At 59.2% G+C, this 18,966-nt stretch carries 22 protein-coding genes and 1 pseudogene; 11 read left to right on the top strand and 12 right to left on the bottom strand.

Annotated features, from left to right (window positions below; genetic code table 11):
* Nucleotides 1–3: 3 nt before the first annotated feature.
* The 7 genes from ACQAYK_RS02915 to ACQAYK_RS02885 form a co-directional block, all read right to left on the bottom strand.
* Nucleotides 4–216, bottom strand: coding sequence for a DUF1858 domain-containing protein (locus ACQAYK_RS02915; RefSeq protein ID WP_215870921.1), 213 nt, complete (start codon nt 214–216; stop codon nt 4–6).
* Nucleotides 203–604 carry a RidA family protein gene (locus ACQAYK_RS02910; protein WP_215870920.1) on the bottom strand — a complete coding sequence of 134 codons (402 nt, stop codon included), beginning with the start codon at nt 602–604 and terminating at the stop codon, nt 203–205. The genes ACQAYK_RS02915 and ACQAYK_RS02910 overlap by 14 nt, the downstream gene beginning before the upstream one ends.
* A 17-nt stretch (nt 605–621) precedes the next feature.
* Nucleotides 622–2,889, bottom strand: coding sequence for a RelA/SpoT family protein (locus ACQAYK_RS02905; protein ID WP_215870919.1), 2,268 nt, complete (start codon nt 2,887–2,889; stop codon nt 622–624).
* The gene (rpoZ, locus tag ACQAYK_RS02900) at nt 2,873–3,148 is read right to left on the bottom strand and encodes a DNA-directed RNA polymerase subunit omega (RefSeq protein ID WP_215870918.1); all 276 of its coding nucleotides are present in this window, start codon (nt 3,146–3,148) and stop codon (nt 2,873–2,875) included. Before rpoZ ends, ACQAYK_RS02905 begins: the two co-directional genes overlap by 17 nt.
* Before the next feature lie 28 nt (nt 3,149–3,176).
* Nucleotides 3,177–3,809, bottom strand: coding sequence for a guanylate kinase (gmk, locus tag ACQAYK_RS02895; RefSeq protein ID WP_215870917.1), 633 nt, complete (start codon nt 3,807–3,809; stop codon nt 3,177–3,179).
* 8 nt (nt 3,810–3,817) lie between these two features.
* Nucleotides 3,818–4,681 carry a YicC/YloC family endoribonuclease gene (locus tag ACQAYK_RS02890; RefSeq protein ID WP_215870916.1) on the bottom strand — a complete coding sequence of 288 codons (864 nt, stop codon included), beginning with the start codon at nt 4,679–4,681 and terminating at the stop codon, nt 3,818–3,820.
* Between the two features lie 75 nt (nt 4,682–4,756).
* A complete protein-coding gene (locus tag ACQAYK_RS02885; RefSeq protein WP_215870915.1) occupies nt 4,757–5,299 on the bottom strand; it encodes a Slp family lipoprotein in 543 nt (180 codons plus the stop codon).
* A 207-nt stretch (nt 5,300–5,506) separates the two neighbouring features.
* Between ACQAYK_RS02885 and ACQAYK_RS02880 the strand changes: the two genes are divergently transcribed.
* From ACQAYK_RS02880 to ACQAYK_RS02855, 6 genes and pseudogenes are all read left to right on the top strand, one after another.
* The gene (locus ACQAYK_RS02880; protein ID WP_215870914.1) at nt 5,507–7,705 is read left to right on the top strand and encodes a TonB-dependent receptor; all 2,199 of its coding nucleotides are present in this window, start codon (nt 5,507–5,509) and stop codon (nt 7,703–7,705) included.
* 49 nt (nt 7,706–7,754) lie between these two features.
* Complete coding sequence (locus tag ACQAYK_RS02875) at nt 7,755–8,429, top strand: MotA/TolQ/ExbB proton channel family protein (RefSeq protein WP_215870913.1); 675 nt, start codon at nt 7,755–7,757, stop codon at nt 8,427–8,429.
* Nucleotides 8,430–8,434: 5 nt separating this feature from the next.
* On the top strand, nt 8,435–8,839 hold the full coding sequence (locus tag ACQAYK_RS02870; RefSeq protein ID WP_215870912.1) for an ExbD/TolR family protein: 405 nt from the start codon (nt 8,435–8,437) through the stop codon (nt 8,837–8,839).
* The gene (locus ACQAYK_RS02865; RefSeq protein ID WP_215870911.1) at nt 8,836–9,561 is read left to right on the top strand and encodes an energy transducer TonB; all 726 of its coding nucleotides are present in this window, start codon (nt 8,836–8,838) and stop codon (nt 9,559–9,561) included. The genes ACQAYK_RS02870 and ACQAYK_RS02865 overlap by 4 nt, the downstream gene beginning before the upstream one ends.
* A 19-nt stretch (nt 9,562–9,580) precedes the next feature.
* Nucleotides 9,581–9,886, top strand: a pseudogene (locus ACQAYK_RS02860) (DUF7800 domain-containing protein); the annotation flags it as partial.
* 385 nt (nt 9,887–10,271) lie between these two features.
* Nucleotides 10,272–10,970, top strand: coding sequence for an alkaline phosphatase D family protein (locus ACQAYK_RS02855; RefSeq protein ID WP_483167798.1), 699 nt, complete (start codon nt 10,272–10,274; stop codon nt 10,968–10,970).
* On the opposite strand, the gene ACQAYK_RS02850 is transcribed toward ACQAYK_RS02855, so the two are convergent.
* Nucleotides 10,955–11,647 (bottom strand): response regulator, encoded by a 693-nt coding sequence (locus ACQAYK_RS02850; RefSeq protein WP_215870910.1) that lies wholly within the window; start codon nt 11,645–11,647, stop codon nt 10,955–10,957. The two genes, ACQAYK_RS02855 and ACQAYK_RS02850, sit on opposite strands and share 16 nt — an antisense overlap.
* A gap of 630 nt (nt 11,648–12,277) precedes the next feature.
* Between ACQAYK_RS02850 and orn the strand changes: the two genes are divergently transcribed.
* A complete protein-coding gene (gene orn / locus ACQAYK_RS02845; RefSeq protein ID WP_215870909.1) occupies nt 12,278–12,853 on the top strand; it encodes an oligoribonuclease in 576 nt (191 codons plus the stop codon).
* A 3-nt stretch (nt 12,854–12,856) separates the two neighbouring features.
* Here the strand turns inward: orn and ACQAYK_RS02840 are convergent, their stop codons facing one another.
* On the bottom strand, nt 12,857–13,099 hold the full coding sequence (locus ACQAYK_RS02840; protein ID WP_215870908.1) for a hypothetical protein: 243 nt from the start codon (nt 13,097–13,099) through the stop codon (nt 12,857–12,859).
* Between the two features lie 15 nt (nt 13,100–13,114).
* Between ACQAYK_RS02840 and ACQAYK_RS02835 the strand changes: the two genes are divergently transcribed.
* Complete coding sequence (locus ACQAYK_RS02835) at nt 13,115–14,200, top strand: LLM class flavin-dependent oxidoreductase (RefSeq protein WP_215870907.1); 1,086 nt, start codon at nt 13,115–13,117, stop codon at nt 14,198–14,200.
* A complete protein-coding gene (locus ACQAYK_RS02830) occupies nt 14,197–15,138 on the top strand; it encodes an NAD-dependent epimerase/dehydratase family protein (protein ID WP_215870906.1) in 942 nt (313 codons plus the stop codon). The genes ACQAYK_RS02835 and ACQAYK_RS02830 overlap by 4 nt, the downstream gene beginning before the upstream one ends.
* Here ACQAYK_RS02830 and ACQAYK_RS02825 read toward each other — a convergent pair.
* Nucleotides 15,087–15,989: a uracil-DNA glycosylase gene (locus ACQAYK_RS02825; RefSeq protein WP_215870905.1), complete on the bottom strand. Its 903-nt coding sequence runs from the start codon at nt 15,987–15,989 to the stop codon at nt 15,087–15,089. The genes ACQAYK_RS02830 and ACQAYK_RS02825 overlap by 52 nt on opposite strands.
* Before the next feature lie 134 nt (nt 15,990–16,123).
* Here ACQAYK_RS02825 and ACQAYK_RS02820 point away from each other — a divergent pair, with 134 nt between their 5' ends.
* Both ACQAYK_RS02820 and ACQAYK_RS02815 read left to right on the top strand, forming a co-directional pair.
* The gene (locus ACQAYK_RS02820; protein WP_215870904.1) at nt 16,124–16,477 is read left to right on the top strand and encodes a DUF4870 domain-containing protein; all 354 of its coding nucleotides are present in this window, start codon (nt 16,124–16,126) and stop codon (nt 16,475–16,477) included.
* 78 nt (nt 16,478–16,555) lie between these two features.
* Nucleotides 16,556–18,391, top strand: coding sequence for an ABC-F family ATP-binding cassette domain-containing protein (locus ACQAYK_RS02815; protein WP_215870903.1), 1,836 nt, complete (start codon nt 16,556–16,558; stop codon nt 18,389–18,391).
* On the opposite strand, the gene ACQAYK_RS02810 is transcribed toward ACQAYK_RS02815, so the two are convergent.
* Both ACQAYK_RS02810 and ACQAYK_RS02805 read right to left on the bottom strand, forming a co-directional pair.
* A complete protein-coding gene (locus tag ACQAYK_RS02810) occupies nt 18,392–18,670 on the bottom strand; it encodes a hypothetical protein (RefSeq protein ID WP_215870902.1) in 279 nt (92 codons plus the stop codon).
* Nucleotides 18,652–18,963 carry a hypothetical protein gene (locus ACQAYK_RS02805; RefSeq protein WP_215870901.1) on the bottom strand — a complete coding sequence of 104 codons (312 nt, stop codon included), beginning with the start codon at nt 18,961–18,963 and terminating at the stop codon, nt 18,652–18,654. Before ACQAYK_RS02805 ends, ACQAYK_RS02810 begins: the two co-directional genes overlap by 19 nt.
* Between the last annotated feature and the right edge of the window lie 3 nt (nt 18,964–18,966).

The raw sequence follows: 18,966 nt of genomic DNA, 5'->3' as shown, positions 1-18,966 counted from the left end.
CCTTCAGGCGTTGGCGTCTTGCGCGCGGCGCCTTTCCCAGTCCTGCAGCAACAACTCTAGATCGAGATGATGCATGGCAGCTACGCCAGCCAAGGTTTCTCGCTCGGCGACGAAACACTCATTGCAGTGGATTCCCTTTTCTTCCAGCAAGCCACGCAATTCCGGATAGCGTTGCAGAAGAACGCGAACCGGCTGCTGCAGATCAGCCGGTAGCATGATCCGCCTCAGCCAGGGCGACGATGCCGTCGATCTCCACCGCCGCGTTACGCGGTAAGGCGGCAACCTGTAATGCCGCACGCGCCGGATAGGGAGGGGTAAAAAATTTTTCCATGAGCGCATTCACCGTCGCAAAATTGCTCAGATCACTCAGATACACCTGTAATTTCACCGCCCGCCGTAGGTCGGTGCCCGCCGCCCCACAGACGGCTTGCAAATTATCCAGGACCTGTTGCATCTGCACAGCAAAGTCTCCCTGCACCAGCTCTCCCGTTTTCGGATCGATCGGGATCTGACCAGAGAGATACAGCAGATCGCCATGGATCATGGCCTGACTGTAGGCGCCTATGGCCTTTGGGGCCTCTGCACTGTGAACGGGTTTGGGCATGACAATCTCCTGACAATTCATCCTTTCACGCGCTGCACCCGCGACACCGAGGGCAGGGAGCGTAAATTCCGCACCACCTGGGCCAGGTGATCGCGGTCGCGCACCGTGATGGTAAAGGTAATACCGGTATACAGGCCATCCTGGGGTTCGATATCGACATGATCGATGTTGGCATCGGCCTGGGCGATATGGGTTGCCACCCGCGCCAGGACCCCGCGTCCACTCTCCGCCACAACCCGCACCAGGACCGGAAACTCGGCATGCACTTCGGGATCCCACTGCACGTCCACCCAGCGGTCACGACGCTTGCGCCATTCCCGAATGTTGTGGCAATCGTGGGTGTGCACCACAATCCCTTTGCCCGCCGTGATGAAGCCGAGGATCGGATCCCCGGGAATGGGACGACAACAGCGCGCCAGGGTAACTGGCATCCCCTCGGTACCGCGGATCAGCAATGGCTGGTTGTGTCCCGTCTCACGCCCAGGCCGCCCCGGTAGCAAGGAGCTTACCGCCTGCCCCAGTCGGCGCGCCGTTTGCGCCAGACGCCCACGCTCTTCCTCGGGTACGAGTTTTTGCGCCACCACCAGCGGAATGACCTGACCGATGCCGATCGACACCAACAAGGCGCTACGGTCTGCCACCTGAAAAGTGGGATAGACACGCTGAAAATCTTCTTCCGTCAATGCTTCGAGAGAGGTTCCCAGACTACGCAGGGCCTTGTCGAGCAGACTGGCACCCAGTTGTTCCGCGTCACCACGCTGAATGGTCTTGAGGTAAGAGCGGATATTGGCACGCGCCTTGGCGGTGACCACGACCTCCAGCCAGCCGGCCTGGGGATGTGCCGACTCGGCGGTGATGATCTCCACCTTGTCACCATTGTCGATGATGCTGCGCAACGGCACATAGATCTCATTGATTTTGGCGGCCACCGCGCGATTACCGATATCACTGTGCACGGCATAGGCAAAATCAATGGCCGTAGCACCCCGCGGTAGACCTAGAATTTTGCCCTTCGGGGTGAACACGTAGACCTCATCAGGGAAGAGATCCATCTTCAGGCTTTCGAGAAACTCTTGCGAATCCCCCCCCTGGGCCTGCAACTCCAGCAGACGCTGGATCCACGCGCGCGCCTGCGCCTCGGCATGAGCCCGCTGAATTCCGCTCTTGTAGAGCCAATGCGCGGCCACTCCGGCTTCCGCCACCCGATGCATATCCTCGGTCCGAATCTGGATCTCCACCGGATGTCCAAAAGGCCCTAGCAGGATGGTATGGAGAGACTGATAGCCATTCGATTTCGGGATGGCGATGTAATCTTTGAAACGCCCGGGAATGGGACGAAACAGACTATGGACGATGCCGAGCACTCGGTAGCAGGTATCGACATCATCGACAATGATGCGAAAAGCATGGAGATCGTGAATGGCGGAAAAAGGTAGTCCCTTGCGCTGCATCTTCCGGTAAATGCTGTAGACATGCTTTTCCCGCCCACTTACCTGGGCATGGATCGCTTCCTGCCGCAAACGCTCGGCAATCAGCTGTCCAATTTTCTGTACGCCCTCTTTACGATTACCCCGGGCTGCCTTGATCGCTTGATTCAGGGCATGCCAGCGTTTCGGATAGAGATGCGAAAAGGCGAGTTCTTCCAACTCGATACGAATGGCGTGGATACCCAGACGCTGGGCGATTGGCGCATAGATATCCAGGGTCTCGCGGGAAATGCGCCGGCGTTTGTCCGCCGCCATCACCCCCATGGTGCGCATGTTGTGTAACCGGTCGGCAAGTTTGATCAGCACGACGCGGATATCACGTGACATCGCCAGAAACATCTTGCGGAAGTTTTCCGCCTGCGCCTCTTCCCGGGTCTCGAAGCGCACTTGGCCGAGTTTGCTGACGCCATCTACCATCTCGGTGACCTCGGCGCCGAAGCGTTCCGTCAGCTCGTCTTTGCTGATGCCACAATCCTCGATGACATCATGCAAGAGCGCTGCCTGTATGGTGGCGACATCCAACTGAAGTTCTGCGAGGATACAGGCAACCGCCACCGGGTGATGAATGTAGGGTTCACCACTACGGCGCCGCTGCTCCCGATGCGCCAATGCCGCCAGCTCATAGGCATCGCGCACCTTCTGCACATCTTCTGGCGACAGATAGCGCTGTAGGAGAAGACGTAGCGGCGCACAAGGATCATCCAAAGCCGGGGTTACCGGCGAGAGCTGCAACACCTCGGCAGCCTCCGCCAGAAAAACGGAGTCTGCCGGGTTGCTGAGTTCAGTCGCCGCCGACATCCTCGATACCTGCGGATTCCCGCCGTGCAGCGCCGGGGAAACTGGCCAAAGGTGGCGGTGCCGGCTCGTCGAGGATGGCACGACTCACCTTACCGGCGGCAATTTCGCGTAGCGCCATCACGGTATTTTTATCTCTCCCGGCGGGAAGCAATGGCTGCGCACCACCAGCCAGCTGGCGGGCACGCCGGGCTGCCACCAAGGTCAGCTCAAAGCGGTTGTCCACCTTCGACAAACAGTCTTCTACAGTAATACGAGCCATGACGGCATTCCCTCACTATTTTACAAAATCACGCCAAAAGAGTACGCAGACGCGTGTGTTCCTCGTGCTGCTGGCGATTGCGCCGCAGATGCTCGGCACGCACGACACAACGCAAGTCCTCCAAAGCGCGCTGAAACTCCTCATTAACCACGAGATAATCAAACTCATCGTAATGTAGCAGCTCTTCCCGCGCTGCCGCCAGTCGTCGGGCAATCACCTCGTCGCTATCCTGGCCGCGACCCCGCAAGCGTTCAGCGAGAACGGCCAAGGAAGGTGGAAGGATGAAAACGCTGACGACATGCTCTGGCAAGCGCTCTCGCACCAGGCGCGCACCCTGCCAGTCGATTTCCAGCAAGCAGTCCACCCCGGAAAAGAGCTGCTTTTTCACCCACGATTCGCCGGTACCATACCGGTTGCCGTGTACCAACGCATGCTCCAGGAATTCTCCACGCTCTGCCATTCCGGCAAATTGCTCTGCCGAGATGAAGTGATAGTCCTGACCATCGATCTCTCCCGGACGCGGAGCGCGCGTGGTAAAAGACACCGACGTGCGCAGAGCCGTCGTTTCCTGCACCAGAGCACGAGACAGGCTGGTCTTGCCGGCGCCGCTGGGCGCCGAAATGATCCAGAGAATCCCTGCATGATGGGCGCGATCACTCATGATTATGGCTACTCCACATTCTGGATCTGCTCACGCAACTGTTCGATCAGCACCTTGAGCTCGATGGCGGCCCGACTGACCTGTGGATCGCCGGCCTTGGAGCCCAAGGTATTGGCCTCCCGATTGCACTCCTGCACCAGGAAATCCAGACGTCGTCCGACGGCCTCGTCACGTTGCAACACTTGGCGAATTTCTGCAAGGTGCGTTGTCAATCGTTCCATTTCCTCGGCCACATCCTGCCGGTGCAAATAAAAGACCAGCTCTTGCTCCCAACGGCCGGGTTCCACCTGTTGCCGCAAATCGCCCAGGCGTCGTTCCAGGCGTTCTGCCAGCCGCGCTTCAATGCCGGGAAGTTGCACGCGCAGGGATTGCAGTATCTCCTCCATGGCGCCCAGCTTTTGCAGGAAAATTTCTGCAAGAGCGCTGCCTTCCCGCAGACGCGATGCCTGCAGCTCCTGCAGGGCATCATCGAGATGCGCCAGCAACGCCTCAGGCTGAATTTCCTCTATTTCTCGGGCCTGCAGGACACCCGGCCAGCGCAACAGCTCGAGGGGATCGGGTTCCGGGAGCGGTGCGTCCCACAACTCTGCAATCTCACCTACGGCGCCACGCAGTTCCGCCAGCAATGCGGGGTTGATGCGAATACTCGGCTGCTCCTCCTGGGCAGAATGTCGCAGCCACAGTTCAACCCTGCCGCGCTTGACCACCTGCGCGACCCGCCGACGCAATTCTGCCTCGATGCCAAGGAGACTGTCGGGAAGGTGCAGGACGATCTCCAGGAAGCGATGATTTACCGCACGGACTTCCCAGGATCGTCCATCTTCCGCCCCGCCCGCCACCACCCGGGCATACCCCGTCATACTCCGAATCATTTGCGCCCCACCCGTAAAGGCGGGAGTCTAGCACGCAGACGTCCGCAGGACACGCCCTGTCTGGGCGAGATCAGGTCACCAGGGATACATCCAGCCAAAACGCGGACCAAACGGGCCGTAATAACCCGGCCAGCCCCAGCCCCATCCGCCACTCACGACGACAGTGCTCATGCGCGGCTCCGGCTCTGGCACGGGCCAGAGATAAACCTGACTGGCACTCAGACGCGGATAGGGATATTCGAACCCCCCCACCTTCTTGACCACAATCCCTTGTATGGTTCCGATAAAGGTCACCTCGCGTCCCGCGGCGTATAAGGTCGGATCGTAGAATCCGGGCGCACAGGCGAGAAAACGACCGACATCCGCAGCCTGACGACCAAGTACCGGGCGGCCCTCGGAGTTGAGGGGGAAACCCAGCACGGTGAAACAGGTCTGCTGGGCCTCGGGCTCGGCCTGAATCAACTCGCCGCCCCAGCGTACGAGTTTGCCATTCTCGGCCCCGCTTTGCGCCTGGTGGGGTGTGATAGGAGGAAAGTTCCCCGCCACCGGCGACATCGTGGCGCAAGCCGAAAGAGCTAGAGGGAGGAAGAGTGCGACCGCAAACCTTGCATAGGACATGACTAAATACCTCCATAGGATCAACGAGGTACAGTGTAGCACAATTTACTTGTCAGAGAGGAACGCGGGTGTCATAAAACTGTCACGAAAGATTCATACAACTGTAACATTTCTCTGATAGAGTTCCTCCCACATAAGGTCTGACCCACGCAGGTGAGACCTAGAGCCGCGGCAAAAGTGACTCATCATCGACAGGAGCGTATCAGAATGAACACGAAGAAATCCCTGGCGCTGTCCGTAGCGGCAGCCATTGGCGCTTTGGTACAGATCAATGCCCATGCCGATACCCAGTCTCTCGGTACGGTTACCGGAACTGCCAGCAGCGAGACCGGTTTTTTCGGTGCCGCCCCCAATCTGAACGTGGGCCAGACACCCAAGAGCGATATTCAGCGCGTGCAGAAGTTTGACAAGACCGCCACCCAGCAGGAGACCACCATCACCAAGGGGCAGTTTGAGATGATCAGCCCCACCGATTCCTACACCCAGGTACTCAACACCCTGCCCAACGCCATGGTCGTCAGCAGCGGTGACAGCATGGATGGCGATGACGTCTACATCAACGGCTTCAGCAAGTCGCTCATCAATTTCACCCTGGATGGCATCCCTCTCAACGACAACGACAGCTATACCTACTACACTAACGAGTTCATTCCTTCGGTACTGGTAGCCGGGGCCAAATATTATCCCGGCGCCGAATCGGCCGCCCTACCCGGCCTGGCCGCCTTCGGCGGCGCCTTCGCCACCTACAGTCTCAAGCCCTCGCCTTTCCCCATCGTGCGGCCCATTGTCGGTGGCGGCAGCTTTGGCAAGTACAACTATGGTGGTTTGATCAATACTGGGCTCTTTGCCAAGAACATCGCTCCCACCTCGGCCTGGATCTATGTCAATCAAACCCAGCGCGATGGCTACTTCCAGAACAACGGCGCTACGCAGACGCAGTTTCTCTTCAAATCACTTACCCACATCGGCCCCGGCAACCTGACCCTGTTCTTCACCCAGAACAACCAGCGCTTCAATTACTACAATGGCGCGACTGCGGCGCAGATTGCCGAATTTGGCCGGGATTACAACAGCTATACCAGCAACCTGCTGAATCCCAATGGCACGGTGAACTACCTGTATTCTGGTTTCAACTACAACAATTATATCAACTGGCTGGGCTACGCCAAGTACGAAGGACATCTCGGACGAGTTCACTTCTCGGATCAATTGTATTACTACTATGGCGATGGCTTTAGCGCTAGTGCTACCACTTACAGCCAGACGGTGCTGACGCCGACCGGGGCCATCGCAACGGTGCGGCCCAGCGCTGGACAGGTGTTGCTGCGCGACAGCGTCAACAATACCCATCGCTGGGGCAATATTGCCAAGCTGCTCGTGCCGCTAGGACCGGTGGATAGCGAGCTGGGCTTTTGGTTCAACCACAACAACACCTTGCACGATTCACGCTATCTCAGCATGAGCAATGTCTACCTGGGCTCCAGCTACTACGAGCCGGTAGTCACGAACACCTATCAGCCCTTCGTGGTGCTCAATTACAAGCCCGTCGATGCGCTCAAATTGACGGCCGGTTTCAAGTATTTGTACGTCAGCCGCAGCTTTATCGATGACGTGGCCCTGGCGCGTGGGCGCCCTGGCAAATTCGACGTCAATTTTAGCTCGGTGCTGCCCTCCGTGGGCGCCAACCTGCGCATCCTGCCCAATTGGCACGCCTATGTGAATTACAGCGAGAACAGTAATCCCCCAGCCTACAACCAGTTCTATACCGGCACCTACAATGCCAACCTGCAGCCCCAGCGTGCCAAGACCTACTCGGTGGGCACCAATTGGGAAATTGGTCCCTGGTCTTCGCAATTGCAGGCCTTCCGCGTGGATTTCAGCAATTACATCCTGAGCACCACCATCCTGGTAGGTTCCTTGAATCAGACGGTGCTGGCGAACGCCGGCAAGGCGATCAACCAGGGCATCAGTTGGCAGAACAATGTGGTGCTGAACGATATCTTCAGTGCCTACGCCAACGTCGGTATCCTCGACGCCCGTCTGACCTCCGCCGGGCAGCCCTTCCCCTATGCCCCGCACCACACCGAAGCGGTGGGCTTTATCGCTCGCTACCACGGCTTCCGTGGAACGATCTCGTTTAATGAGATGGGAAACTCCTACTACAGCCTTGGCAGCAGTTTCCTGCCCCTGGGTAGTCGCTTCTACAGCAACATGAGTCTGCGCTATACCTTCCACAATGCGCCCCTCAGCGATACCCTCGGCTTCAAGAAGGTGACTGCCTCGCTCAATCTCAACAATCTTTTCGATCGCAGCTACATCGTCAGTTATACCGGCAGCAGCAACAATCCTTATCAAAAGCTGAACCTGCCTTTCAACGTCTACGCCACCGTAGACGCCACTTTCTGAGCCAGATCTGGGCCGCTCTGGCGGCCCCTTCCTTTGAGGATTCCGTACCATGAATTTTACCGAGCTGTTCAAGATCGCCGCCGAGTCCGGCGGGATCCTTTTCATTATGCCCATCCTCTTGCTCATCGTCCTCTGGGTGAGCTTTGAGCGTTTTCTGTTTCTGAACCGCATGACCCATCTGGGCGAACAATCTGCGCAGAGTCTCGATCAATTGCCGGACCTGAACGCCCATAATCTGCGCCCTCTTGCCGAGAGCACGCCGGCGCCTTTCAAAGCCCTGCTGGAGGTGCCCTTGCGCTATCCGAATATCCGCGACAGCGGGCGCATGGCGGAGATTCTGCAGGAAGTGGTCATGCGCCAGGTTCCCACCCTCGATCGCGGTTTGTGGGTTCTTGACACCACTGTCACCTTGGCACCGCTGCTCGGTCTGTTGGGGACCATCGTCGGCATGTTCCATGCCTTTCAAGTACTCGACAGTGTCAGCAACCATCCCACCGCCATTACCGGCAATGTCGCCGAGGCCCTGTTGGCGACTGCCGCCGGTCTGGTCATTGCCATCATTGGTCTGATCACCTTCAACGGCCTGCACAATCGCATGCGCCTCGTGGTCCACCAGATGGAAACCCTGCGGACCATGCTCGTCAATCGCCTGGAAGGACTGGAGCAGCACGAACTCGGTACGAGTTCGGCAAAGCCGGTCTATTACGCGGCGCAGGAGGTCTGAGCGCCATGCAATACCTGGAGGTAAAGAAAGGCCGGGTAGAGATCATCCCAATGATCGATATCATGCTGTTTTTATTAATTTTCTTCATCATGATTACGATCCACATGATCCCTGACCAGGGACTGCCCGCAAATATGCCAGGCTCCAGTACGGCGCAAACACTGCCCAAGCCCAAGGTAGTGGTGAACCTGTACCCCGACGGTCACATCGAGGTAGAGGGCAAGACCATGACACTAAGCGCCCTGAGCGATTACCTGCACAACCATCAACCGAGCGAAACCCAGGTGACCATCGCCGCTGACAAAACAGCGGACATTCAGGCCCTGGTCAAGGTCATGGATGCCTGCCGCAGTGCCGGTGTGACGGCCATCGGCCTGGCGGCCAAAGCCGGAGGAGTGGGCGGCGCATGAGTACGGACCTGCGCGGCCTTGGTAATCTGATCCAGGCGCAAAGCCCGCGCCCCGCAGGGGGACGCGCTCTGCTGTTGGCGGCGGTGGCGGAAGCTATCCTCATCGGCGTAATTGTCTGGGAAACTGCGCAGCAGCGGACACCGCCACCGCCGGCTCTGCCGCCCATGCAACTGCAGCTGGTGAAAGAGGAGCCCCCCAAACCGACGCCGCCGGCACCGAAACCACCAGTATCAACGCCTCCGAAGCCCACGCCCAAGCCGACGCCGAAACCCCAGCCGCGTCCACTCCCGCACCCGGCACCTCGCCCGAAACCGGCACCGGCACCGGTTCGCGAGGTTCTGCCCCCCAGCCCTTTGCCCAGCCCGGTGCAGGCGCCCCCGGCGCCGCCGGTCACGCCTACGCCACCACCACCGGCACCCGCCAATCCAGCGGTCAAGGCGGATTATCTGGCCCAGGTCAAGGGTGCCATCCAAGCCGCCGTGCACTTTCCGGATGCAGCGCGGATGCTTGGTCAGGGCGGGCGGGTGCAAGTGGAGTTCACCCTGCAGGATGGCGTAATCACGGGTCTGCGCATATTGCGAAAAGGCAGTATGGATTCCTTCAATAGCGCTGCCCTGAGCGCCGTGCGCGAGGCACGCCTCCCCGCCCTTCCACCAGAACTCAAAGGCAAACGTTTTCAGCTGGAACTGTGGGTAGAGTTCGTCCTGCACAGCAACGACTGAACGATAGACAGAGGTAAACATGAAAAATCGGATGCAACGTCGCGATTTCCTGCGCAGCGGCCTCGTACTTGGTGGCGCCGGGATGCTTCCCATGCCGCTATGGGCCATGAATCTTCCGGCTTTGGCTACTCGTCTCCATGCCGGGCCGATGCTGGGCTATCCGGCCTATCGCTCGGCGACGGTCTGGGTACAGACCCTGGGACCCGCGCAAGTACAGATCCGTTACCAAGCGCAGGACGGCAAGGGAGCGGTGCAGCACAGCGAAACGGTACAGACCGACGCAGGGAATTTCTATAGCGTCAATATCGTTCTGGATGAGCTGCAGCCAGACACCCGCTACCAAACCCAGCTCCTCCTCAACAATCAGGTCTTACCGAGTCCCGGGCCCCTGCTGCGTACCCCAAGTCTATGGAAGTTCCGCGCCCCAGCGCCGGACTTCAAGGTCTTGACTGGGTCCTGCGCCTACATCAACGACCCCCGCTATGATCGTCCGGGGAAGCCCTATGGTGGTGGCTATGAAATCTACGAACCCATGCGACAGGAACAGGCCGACCTGATGATTTGGCTCGGTGATAATCTGTATTTTCGTGAAGCCGACTTCGCCAGTCCTGCGGGAATGGCCCTGCGCTACTGGTCTGATCGCGCTTTTGCCCCGCTGCAACGGTTTCTGAACAGCACTCCGCAGATCGCCATCTGGGACGACCACGACTATGGCCCTAATGACAGTGACAGCAGCTTTATTTTCAAGGAGACGGCACTGCGACTCTTCCAGTCCTATTGGCCCCAACCCCAGCTTTGGTTTACCCGGCACGCCCGGGGTATTCACCCAGCAATCGGTCTACGATGCCGACTTCTTCCTGCTCGACGATCGCTGGTATCGGGATGCCGATGCCGCTGCCGCATCCCGCGGCAAGGTCATGTTTGGCAAGACGCAACTGGATTGGCTCAAAAATGCGCTGTTGAGCTCCCATGCCCGTTTCAAATTCATCGCGGCGGGCGGACAGATGCTGAATGATGACGACGCGTATGAGGGCTGGAATCTCTACCCGGAAGAACGGCAGGACTTCCTCGACTGGCTGGCAAACAATCAAATTCGCGGGGTGATTTTCTTGTCGGGCGATCGTCACATTTCCGAACTCATGCGTCGCCCGCGCCCGCGCTATAGCGGCAAGCATGTCTACCCCCTCTGGGAAATCACCAGTTCCCCCCTCAATTCCGGGCCCGCCAAGGGCGATCACAATCCCTACCGCGTGCCCGGAACTCTGGTGCAGGAGCGCAATTACTGCTCTCTTGCCTTCCACGGTCAAGGCGCCGACCGCCAGGTCCTGGTGAGCTGCAAGGACGTCCATGGACGCACGCTGTGGCAACACCCCATCACCAGTCGGGATCTGGGCTACGACTCCGCCTGACCGGGGTCGAAACGGTAGCCGACTCCCCGTTCGGTAAGCAGGAAACGTGGCTGTTTGGGATTGTCCTCGATGATCTTACGCAGCCGCGTGACCCGCACATCGATACTCCGGTCAAAGCGGCCATCCTCCTCTCCCCCAAGAATTTGCAGCAAGGTATCGCGACTGAGAATTCGGCGGGGCCGCTGGGCAAAGACCAGTAGCAGTTCCATTTCGGCCGGATTGAGATCCAGTTCCTGCCCGTCGGCGAACAGGCGTCGGCTGGCCAAATCGAGTCGGAAACGCCCAAATGACAGGCTGGAGCTGGGTTCCTCGCGTCCCTGTCGGCGCAACAGGGAACGCAAACGAGCCACCAACTCCCGCGCATTGAAGGGTTTGGCGAGGTAGTCATCGACGCCGCTTTCCAGGCCACTGATGCGATCATCATCATCCCCTCGTGCGGAGAGCATCAGCACCGGCGGGGCGTTCTTGCCCCGCAGTTCCTTGACGAGGGCGATACCGTCTTTGCCGCCGGGGAGCATCCAGTCGAGGATGAGTACGTCGATCGCACCGTGGGAAAGCTGCTGCCACATCTCCGTGCCATTACCCGCCAGGAGTACACCAAAGCCCTCCTTCTCCAGAAAGCCTTTCAGCATCTGTGCCAAGCGCAAATCGTCGTCGACGATCAGAACCACAGCCATGAATCGCTCACTCTTCAGCCCCTCAGGAAATAATTCTGAAACAATTCCCTCGCAGAATCCAGGGCATTGAATGTAGATGCGATTCCGTATCTGCACTTCAGCGGTTGTTTTGCGGCTATTAGACGGGTACTTCGCCCGTCTTTTTTTATCCTAAGCGCCAGAGCTACCCCAGAATATTCCAGAGCACACCCGGAAATATTCTTGAAACATTACCCCGGCAATCTACCACTCAAGGAAGGCGATCTACCCAAGCCTCGGGAGTCGGAGCGTACGATTCAGGGCAAGCAGGCCAAGACCTGGCAGCCAAAAAGTTTGTAGCGGTTGTTTTGCGGCTATTAGACGGGCACCTCGCCCGTCTTTTTTTATCCTGAGCGCCAGAACTACCCCAGAATATTCCAGCGCACACCCAGAAATATTCTTGAAACATTACCCCGGCAATCTACCACCCAAGGAAGGCGATCTACCCAAGCCTCGGGAGTCGGAGCGTACGATTCAGGGCAAGCAGGCCAAGACCTGGCAGCCAAAAAGTTTGTAGCGGTTGTTTTGCGGCTATTAGACGGGCATCTCGCCCGTCTTTTTTTATCCGGGCTAGAGCATGGTACCATGCCGCAATGATCATGAGGAGAGCCAATGGACCCCAAGAGTCAGCGCCTAGTCTGGATCGACCTCGAGATGACTGGTCTACAGCCGCAGCAGGATCAGATCCTGGAAATCGCCAGTATCATCACCGACAACCAACTGCGCGTTATTTGCGAGGGTCCCGTGTTGGCAGTCCACCACGAGGAATCCGTGCTGCGCGCCATGGACGACTGGAATCAACGTACTCATGGGGCTTCTGGGCTGATTGATCGCGTGCGCGCAAGTCGCCTCGACCTGGCCGCTGTGGAAACGCAAACCCTGGATTTTCTCTCCGCCCACGTCACTCCCGGTACCTCCCCTCTCTGTGGCAATAGCGTCTGTCAGGATCGCCGTTTCCTCGCACAGCACATGCCACGCCTGGAGCGCTTTTTCCATTATCGTCTGATCGATGTCTCAACCTTGAAGGAATTGAGCGCCCGCTGGTACAACAAACTCCCCCGCTTTCAGAAGTCGGAACGCCATGAGGCCCTCAGCGATATCCGCGAATCCATCGAGGAGCTACGCTACTATCGCAAGACCATTCTGCGTGATCCGGATTGGGAAGAGGAGAACCCGGAGTTTGTCTGACGCCTATTTGACTGGGGTTGGCAGATTCTGGATCAGATCGACGCGCACGCGAATCTCCGTGTCGTCCTCCAGCACCCGACAACGGAGGTAATCGGCGCTTTCTTCCTCCTCCACGGCAAGGGGCAGAACAACCGTCATGTAGTGGGTCTGATCCTGCTCATCGACCCAGTGCAGTCGCATCTGCTCTGATGTTAGGATGGCAATTTCCAGACGCTCGGCGATCTGACGTGGCGTATGAGTTGACATGGAGTCTCCCGAATCATGCAGGTGGATCTCTTCTACGAACTGGCGGTACCCGCCCATCTTCCGCGTAGCGAGCTGCAAGTCTATCACGAAACCCTGGAGGAGCTCGCGTTGGCGGACGCGCTGGGCTTTCATGGCGCCTGGTTGGTAGAACACCACTTCATGCGCGAGTATTCGCATTCCAGCGCCCCCGAGGTCTTTCTGGCTGCCGCTAGTCAGCGTACCCAGCGCCTGCGTCTTGGCCACGCCGTCATCGCCCTACCCTACAACAACGCCGTGCGGGTGGCAGAACGCGTTGCGGCACTCGATCTTCTCTCCAATGGCCGCCTGGAGGTGGGAATCGGCCGCGGCTTCTCGCCGCGCGAATATGCCATCTTTGGCGCCGCAATGGGCGACAGCCGCGCCCATCTGCAAGAAGGCCTGGCGATTCTGCGTGCCGCGGGAGGGGGTCCGGTGCAGCACCAGGGCAAACTGTACCAGCTGGAAAACATCGATATTCTACCCAAACCGCTGCAACAACCCCATCCGCCGCTCTGGGTCGCCGCCGTCAGCCCGCAAACCTTTGCCTGGGCGGCGCAGGAAGGCATTGGCGTGCTCAGTGGTCCATTCAAACCATGGTTTCTCATCAAGCAGGACCTGAAAGCCTACCGCCGCGCCGTGCAAGCGAGTCCGTATGCCGCCACGCCCGGCTTCCATCCGCAGTTTGCCATGACCATTGGCTGCCTGTGTCTGGAAGATGGCGCAGAAGCGCGGCGCCTGGCCGAAGGCTTCACCTGGTATTATCAGCGTCTGCTTGATCAGACTCGGCCCGTGCTGGCGCAGTTACGGGAAAGTTACGAGTATTACCATCGCCTGGCATTTCTTGAACCGCTGCTGCGTAAAGGCCTGAGCCTGCGCCTGCTGGAGACCATGGGCATGGTCGTGGTGGGCACCCCCGAGCAGTGCCGCAAAGGGCTGGCGCGCTATGCCCGGGCAGGAGTGGATCGCCTGCTGCTGGCGGTGGGTGCGGGGATGGTTTCTTCCGACGTTACGCGGCGCTCCCTCGAACTCCTGGCCCACGAAGTCTTGCCAGCGCTGAACGACTCCCGCGCCGACGCGGCATGAGCCGCATACTGCTCACCGGGTCGGCTGGCCATACGGCAAGCGTCCTGCTACCGCGCCTGCTGGAACACCCAGACAGGCCGGAGATCATCGCCTTCGATCTTCTCCCCGCCACAATGCAGCACCCGCGCCTGCAATGGCGGCAGGGTGATTTGCGTGCTGTCGATTGGCAACCCATTCTGGCGGGCGTGGACAGCGTCATCCATCTGGCCTTTGTGGTACTCAGCCCGCGTCTGGGTCGACAGCGCCACTGGCGGGCAGAGATGGCCGAAATCAATCGCGAGGGTAGCGGGCGCTTGCTGCAGGCAGCGAGTAGCGCCGGGGTCGAGCGCTTCGTGTACAGTAGTAGCGTGGCGGTCTATGGCGCTTGGCCGGACAATCCCGAAGGCATCAGTGAGGACCAGCCGTTGCGTCCGCCGCCGGGCTTTGCCTACGCAGAAGACAAGACTTCCGTCGAAGCGCTGATGCAGGAATACAGTCTGCGTCATCCAGAATTGCGACTCAGCCGTCTGCGTCTGCATGCCATAGTCGGGCAACACGCCCAGCCTCTGGTGAATGCCATCGCCTGCTCAGCGATTGGCCTGCGCCTCCCCAATCCTGAGCTACCCATTCAATGTCTGCATGAGGAAGATGCCGCTGCCGCCATTCTGGCCGCCTGGGAGCGGGGCGCGCACGGGGCTTTCAACATCGCCGCGCCGGAGCCCGTGGCCTGGTCACAAATTCCGCGACGATGGCAAATCCCTGTCAGCCCACGGCAACTACACTGGCTGCACCAAAGACTGCGCCCCTTCACTCGGCGCCTGGGGGATCCGGGTTGGCTGCTGGGCTTGCAATACCCCTTAATTGTGAACTGTCGGCGCGCGGAAGAGGAATTGGGCTGGCAACCGCGCTATGCCGTGGGCGAAGCCTTGGCATCGCTCCCCTGTGGCAGGTCCGCATAGGTTTGCAGAGCCAGTTTGAGGTCTTCCCAGACCTTGCGTTTTTCAATGGGATTCCGCAGCAAATAGGCCGGGTGATAGGTAACGATGAGGGGAATATCGCCGTAGCGTTGCACGGACCCGCGTAGACTCGCAAGCGGCTCGGCGCTCTGCAGCAGACTCTGTGCCGCGAAGCGTCCCATGGCGACGATGATGCGCGGTTGCAGCAAAGCAATCTGGCGCTGCAGAAAGGGCAGGCAAGAGCGCACCTCGGGGCCGAGAGGGTCGCGATTCTGCGGCGGGCGGCATTTCAACACATTCGCAATATAGACCTGCTCCTGCCGACTGAGCCCCATCGCTCCGAGCATGGCATCGAGCAACTGTCCACCACGACCGACAAAGGCCTCACCGCGGCGATCTTCCTCGGCCCCAGGCGCTTCCCCCACAAAAAGCCAGGGACTCGGCCGAGTACCCGCGCCAACAACGGCATTCTTCCGGGTTTCGCCGAGACTGCAGGCGCGACAGGCATGGATACTCGCCTCGAGCACGGCCCAATCCATGCGCGCGATGCGTGCGATACGATCTTCTTCTGGAGCTGGCACAACATCTGTCGGTGTCGCGGTTTCAACTGCTGGGATTGCCGGCGGTTGCGGTCCTGCGCCAGCATCGGCCAAGGGGTCCTCCGCGGAAAGCTCTGGAATGTCCTCGATCACCCTCACGGGGGGTGTGGCGGGCATGTCTGGCAAGCGGGTAACGGGCACCAAACGGGCCTCCTGCTGCAGAGATGTGGGCTGTCCCTCCATGACCTCTGGAAGGGCCACCTCGAGCAACTGCAGATAGACGATTTGCGCTGGACTGAAAATCTTGCTGATCATGCCGGAATGATAGCCCCTCTCTGAATCACAAAGAAACCCGCTCGGAAAGTCGACGCGGTGAAGTAACGCCAGAGGATAGACAAGATTTTCCGGTAACATTATAATTTTCGAGAAATTACACAAGGGAGCGTCACATGTCGGAATCTACTACTGTTGTACCAGAAAATTCTAACGAAGATCGCAATATTGCCACGCTCGTTCATGCGGGTGGCATTCTCTTTGGTTTTCTTCCCTCGCTCATTGTCTACCTACTGAAAAAGCAGGAGGCCAACATTTGGCTGCTGGGGCAACTCAAAGAAGCCTTGAACTTCCAGATCACCATGCTGATTGGCTACGTGATTGCCACCATCCTCAGCTCTTTATTGATTGGTCTGTTTATTTTTCCGCTTCTCCTCATTGTCAACCTGGTGTTCTGTATTCTGGCGGCGGTAAAGACGAGTAGTGGTGAAGCCTACCGGTACCCAGCGACTCTGCGCCTGGTAAGCTGATCAGCGCCCGGCTCTTGTCGGGCAACACTGCCCTCCCCTAAGCTTAGCTGCTCATCTGGTTAAAGGGAGGGTAACGTCTTGCCCGTTCTGGAGTTGCATGATGCCCTCATCGAGTGGGGCGGCAGGGTACTACTGGATCACGCCGATCTGCGCGCCGAAGCTGGCGAGCGCATCGGTCTGATTGGCCGCAATGGTGAAGGCAAGTCTACCTTGCTTGCGGCACTCGCCGGGCAATATCTGCTGGACGGCGGCACTTTGTGGATTGACCCTGCCCTGCGACGCGCGTTTTTGCCGCAGGAGCCCGAGCTTCCGGAGCAGCAGACCGTTTTTGCGTACCTACTGGCCAGCCCCCAAGATAGCGCCAGCGGTGAGGCCCTTCACGACGACGCGCCAGAGCGATGGACCCTCACGGCGCGAGCCGAGGCGCTCTGCGACAGCCTGGATCTGCCGCGCGAGCGGCAAATCAACGGCCTGTCCGGCGGGCAGAAAAAACGCTTGGTCATTGCCAGCACCCTGATTCACGGGGCAGAACTACTGTTTTTAGACGAGCCCACCAATCACATGGATCTGGCGGGTATCGAGGCTCTGGAAAAAACCCTGTTGCGCTATCGCGGCACGCTGTTTTTCGTGACCCACGACCGTCGTTTTCTGGAGTCTCTGTCTACTCGCATCATTGAACTCGACCGCGGCAAGCTGCGCAGCTTCCCCGGCCAATTTTCCGTCTATCAGCAGCGCAAAGAGGAGCTGCTCGCCGCCGAAGAGGCGGATCTCGGCCGCCTCGAACAACAACTGGCCAGTGAAGAGGCGTGGCTGCGGCAGGGCGTCAAGGCTCGTGCCAAACGCAACCAGGGTCGGCTGCGCCGACTTGAACAACTGCGCGAGGAGCGCAAGCGCCGGCGCGGCCGGATCGGTGAAGCACAGATTCATATCCAGCAATCCGAACGCTCGGGCAATCTCGTCGCCGAGCTCGAGGGGGTTTCTCTACGGTTTGGCCAGCAGCAGATTTTGCGCGGCTTTTCCACCCGCATCGAACGCGGTGACCGGGTGGGAATCATCGGCCCCAATGGCGCCGGCAAAACCACCCTCCTGCGCCTGATCCTGGGGGAGCTGCAACCGGACAGTGGCAGTGTCCGTCTCGGCACGCGACAATCCATCGCGTACTTTGATCAGTTGCGCGAGCAGCTCGACCCGGAGACCCGGGTCGTCGACGTAATTGCCGATGGCAATGATTTCATCGATATCGATGGTGAGCGTCGACATGTACTCGGTTATCTGCAGGACTTTCTCTTTGCGCCAGATCGTGCCCGTGGTCTGGTCAAGGGCCTTTCCGGCGGGGAACGGGCGCGCCTGCTTCTCGCCCGCCTCTTTGCCAGACCTGCCAACATCCTGGTCCTGGACGAACCGACCAACGACCTCGATCTGGAAAGTCTGGAGGTTCTGGAGGATCGTCTATTGGCCTTTCCTGGCACGGTTCTGTTGGTCTCTCACGACCGGGATTTTCTCGATCATGTAGTCACCCAGAGCATCGTCAGCCTGGGCGAGGGTCGCTGGCTGAACACCGCTGGCGGGCATCAGGAATTTCTCGCCTGGCAGGCAACACAAGCTATCCCGAGCGACGCCGAAAAGGTCAAGGGCCAAGAGGGCACTAAGCCGCAGCGAGCAGCACGGCGTCCAAAATCTCTCAGCATGCGCGAGCGCAAGGAACTGGACGAGTTGCCGGCACGGATCGAGGCCCTGGAGCAAGAGCAGGCGAGTCTCGCCGAACTACTGGGCCAGCCCGAGACCTATCAGAGCAGCGAAAAAGCCATAGCCCTGCAGGCGGAAGCGGCGCGCATCAACGCCGAGCTGGAGGCTACTTATACGCGCTGGGAGGCGCTGGAGGCCAAGGAAGCAGGACTCAGTAATACCGGGTAATCAGGGCAGTCGCAACATTCGAATCAACAGATAATCGACAGCAGCGGGGACCAGCGTGGCGAGGACAGCAAGCCCCATCGCCAGCCATGGCGTAGGGATCTGCTGGGGACTGGGGACCCAACCATCCCACTGCCAAGGGGTTCCGGTAATGAGGTACGCCAGTAGCAGTCCGGGGATCAACAACAACACGTCCACCAGTAGCCCCAGCAGCACGGCGAGGAGCACCAGCACGACTTGCGCCAGGCCGCGCAGGATGGGCATCAACCGCGATAGACCCATAGCAACACATCATGACGCGGCAATCGGACACTTTTGCCCGAGGAAAAATACAGGGTTGCGATTGATGAAAAGGCGGCGTTGCTGGCCAAGGGTTTGACGCGATAGGCACCCGGCCAGTCCGGCGCAGCCTGCACCAGGACTCCAGCCTGCCGCAGAATTTGCGCGCCTTGGGCGTTGATTTCGAGGTGCGAGAGCGGCACGCGGGCGAAGAGAGCGACGAGCAGAATCCCGAGCAGAATCAGCGCCACGCCACCGGCCAGGATGCCTGCCACCCAACGGTCTACCCTATCCATGCT

This window comes from Acidithiobacillus sp. AC3, from assembly GCF_050261095.1.
GTDB classification, from domain to species: domain Bacteria; phylum Pseudomonadota; class Gammaproteobacteria; order Acidithiobacillales; family Acidithiobacillaceae; genus Igneacidithiobacillus; species Igneacidithiobacillus copahuensis.
This window is presented reverse-complemented; position numbering and strand designations above follow the sequence as displayed.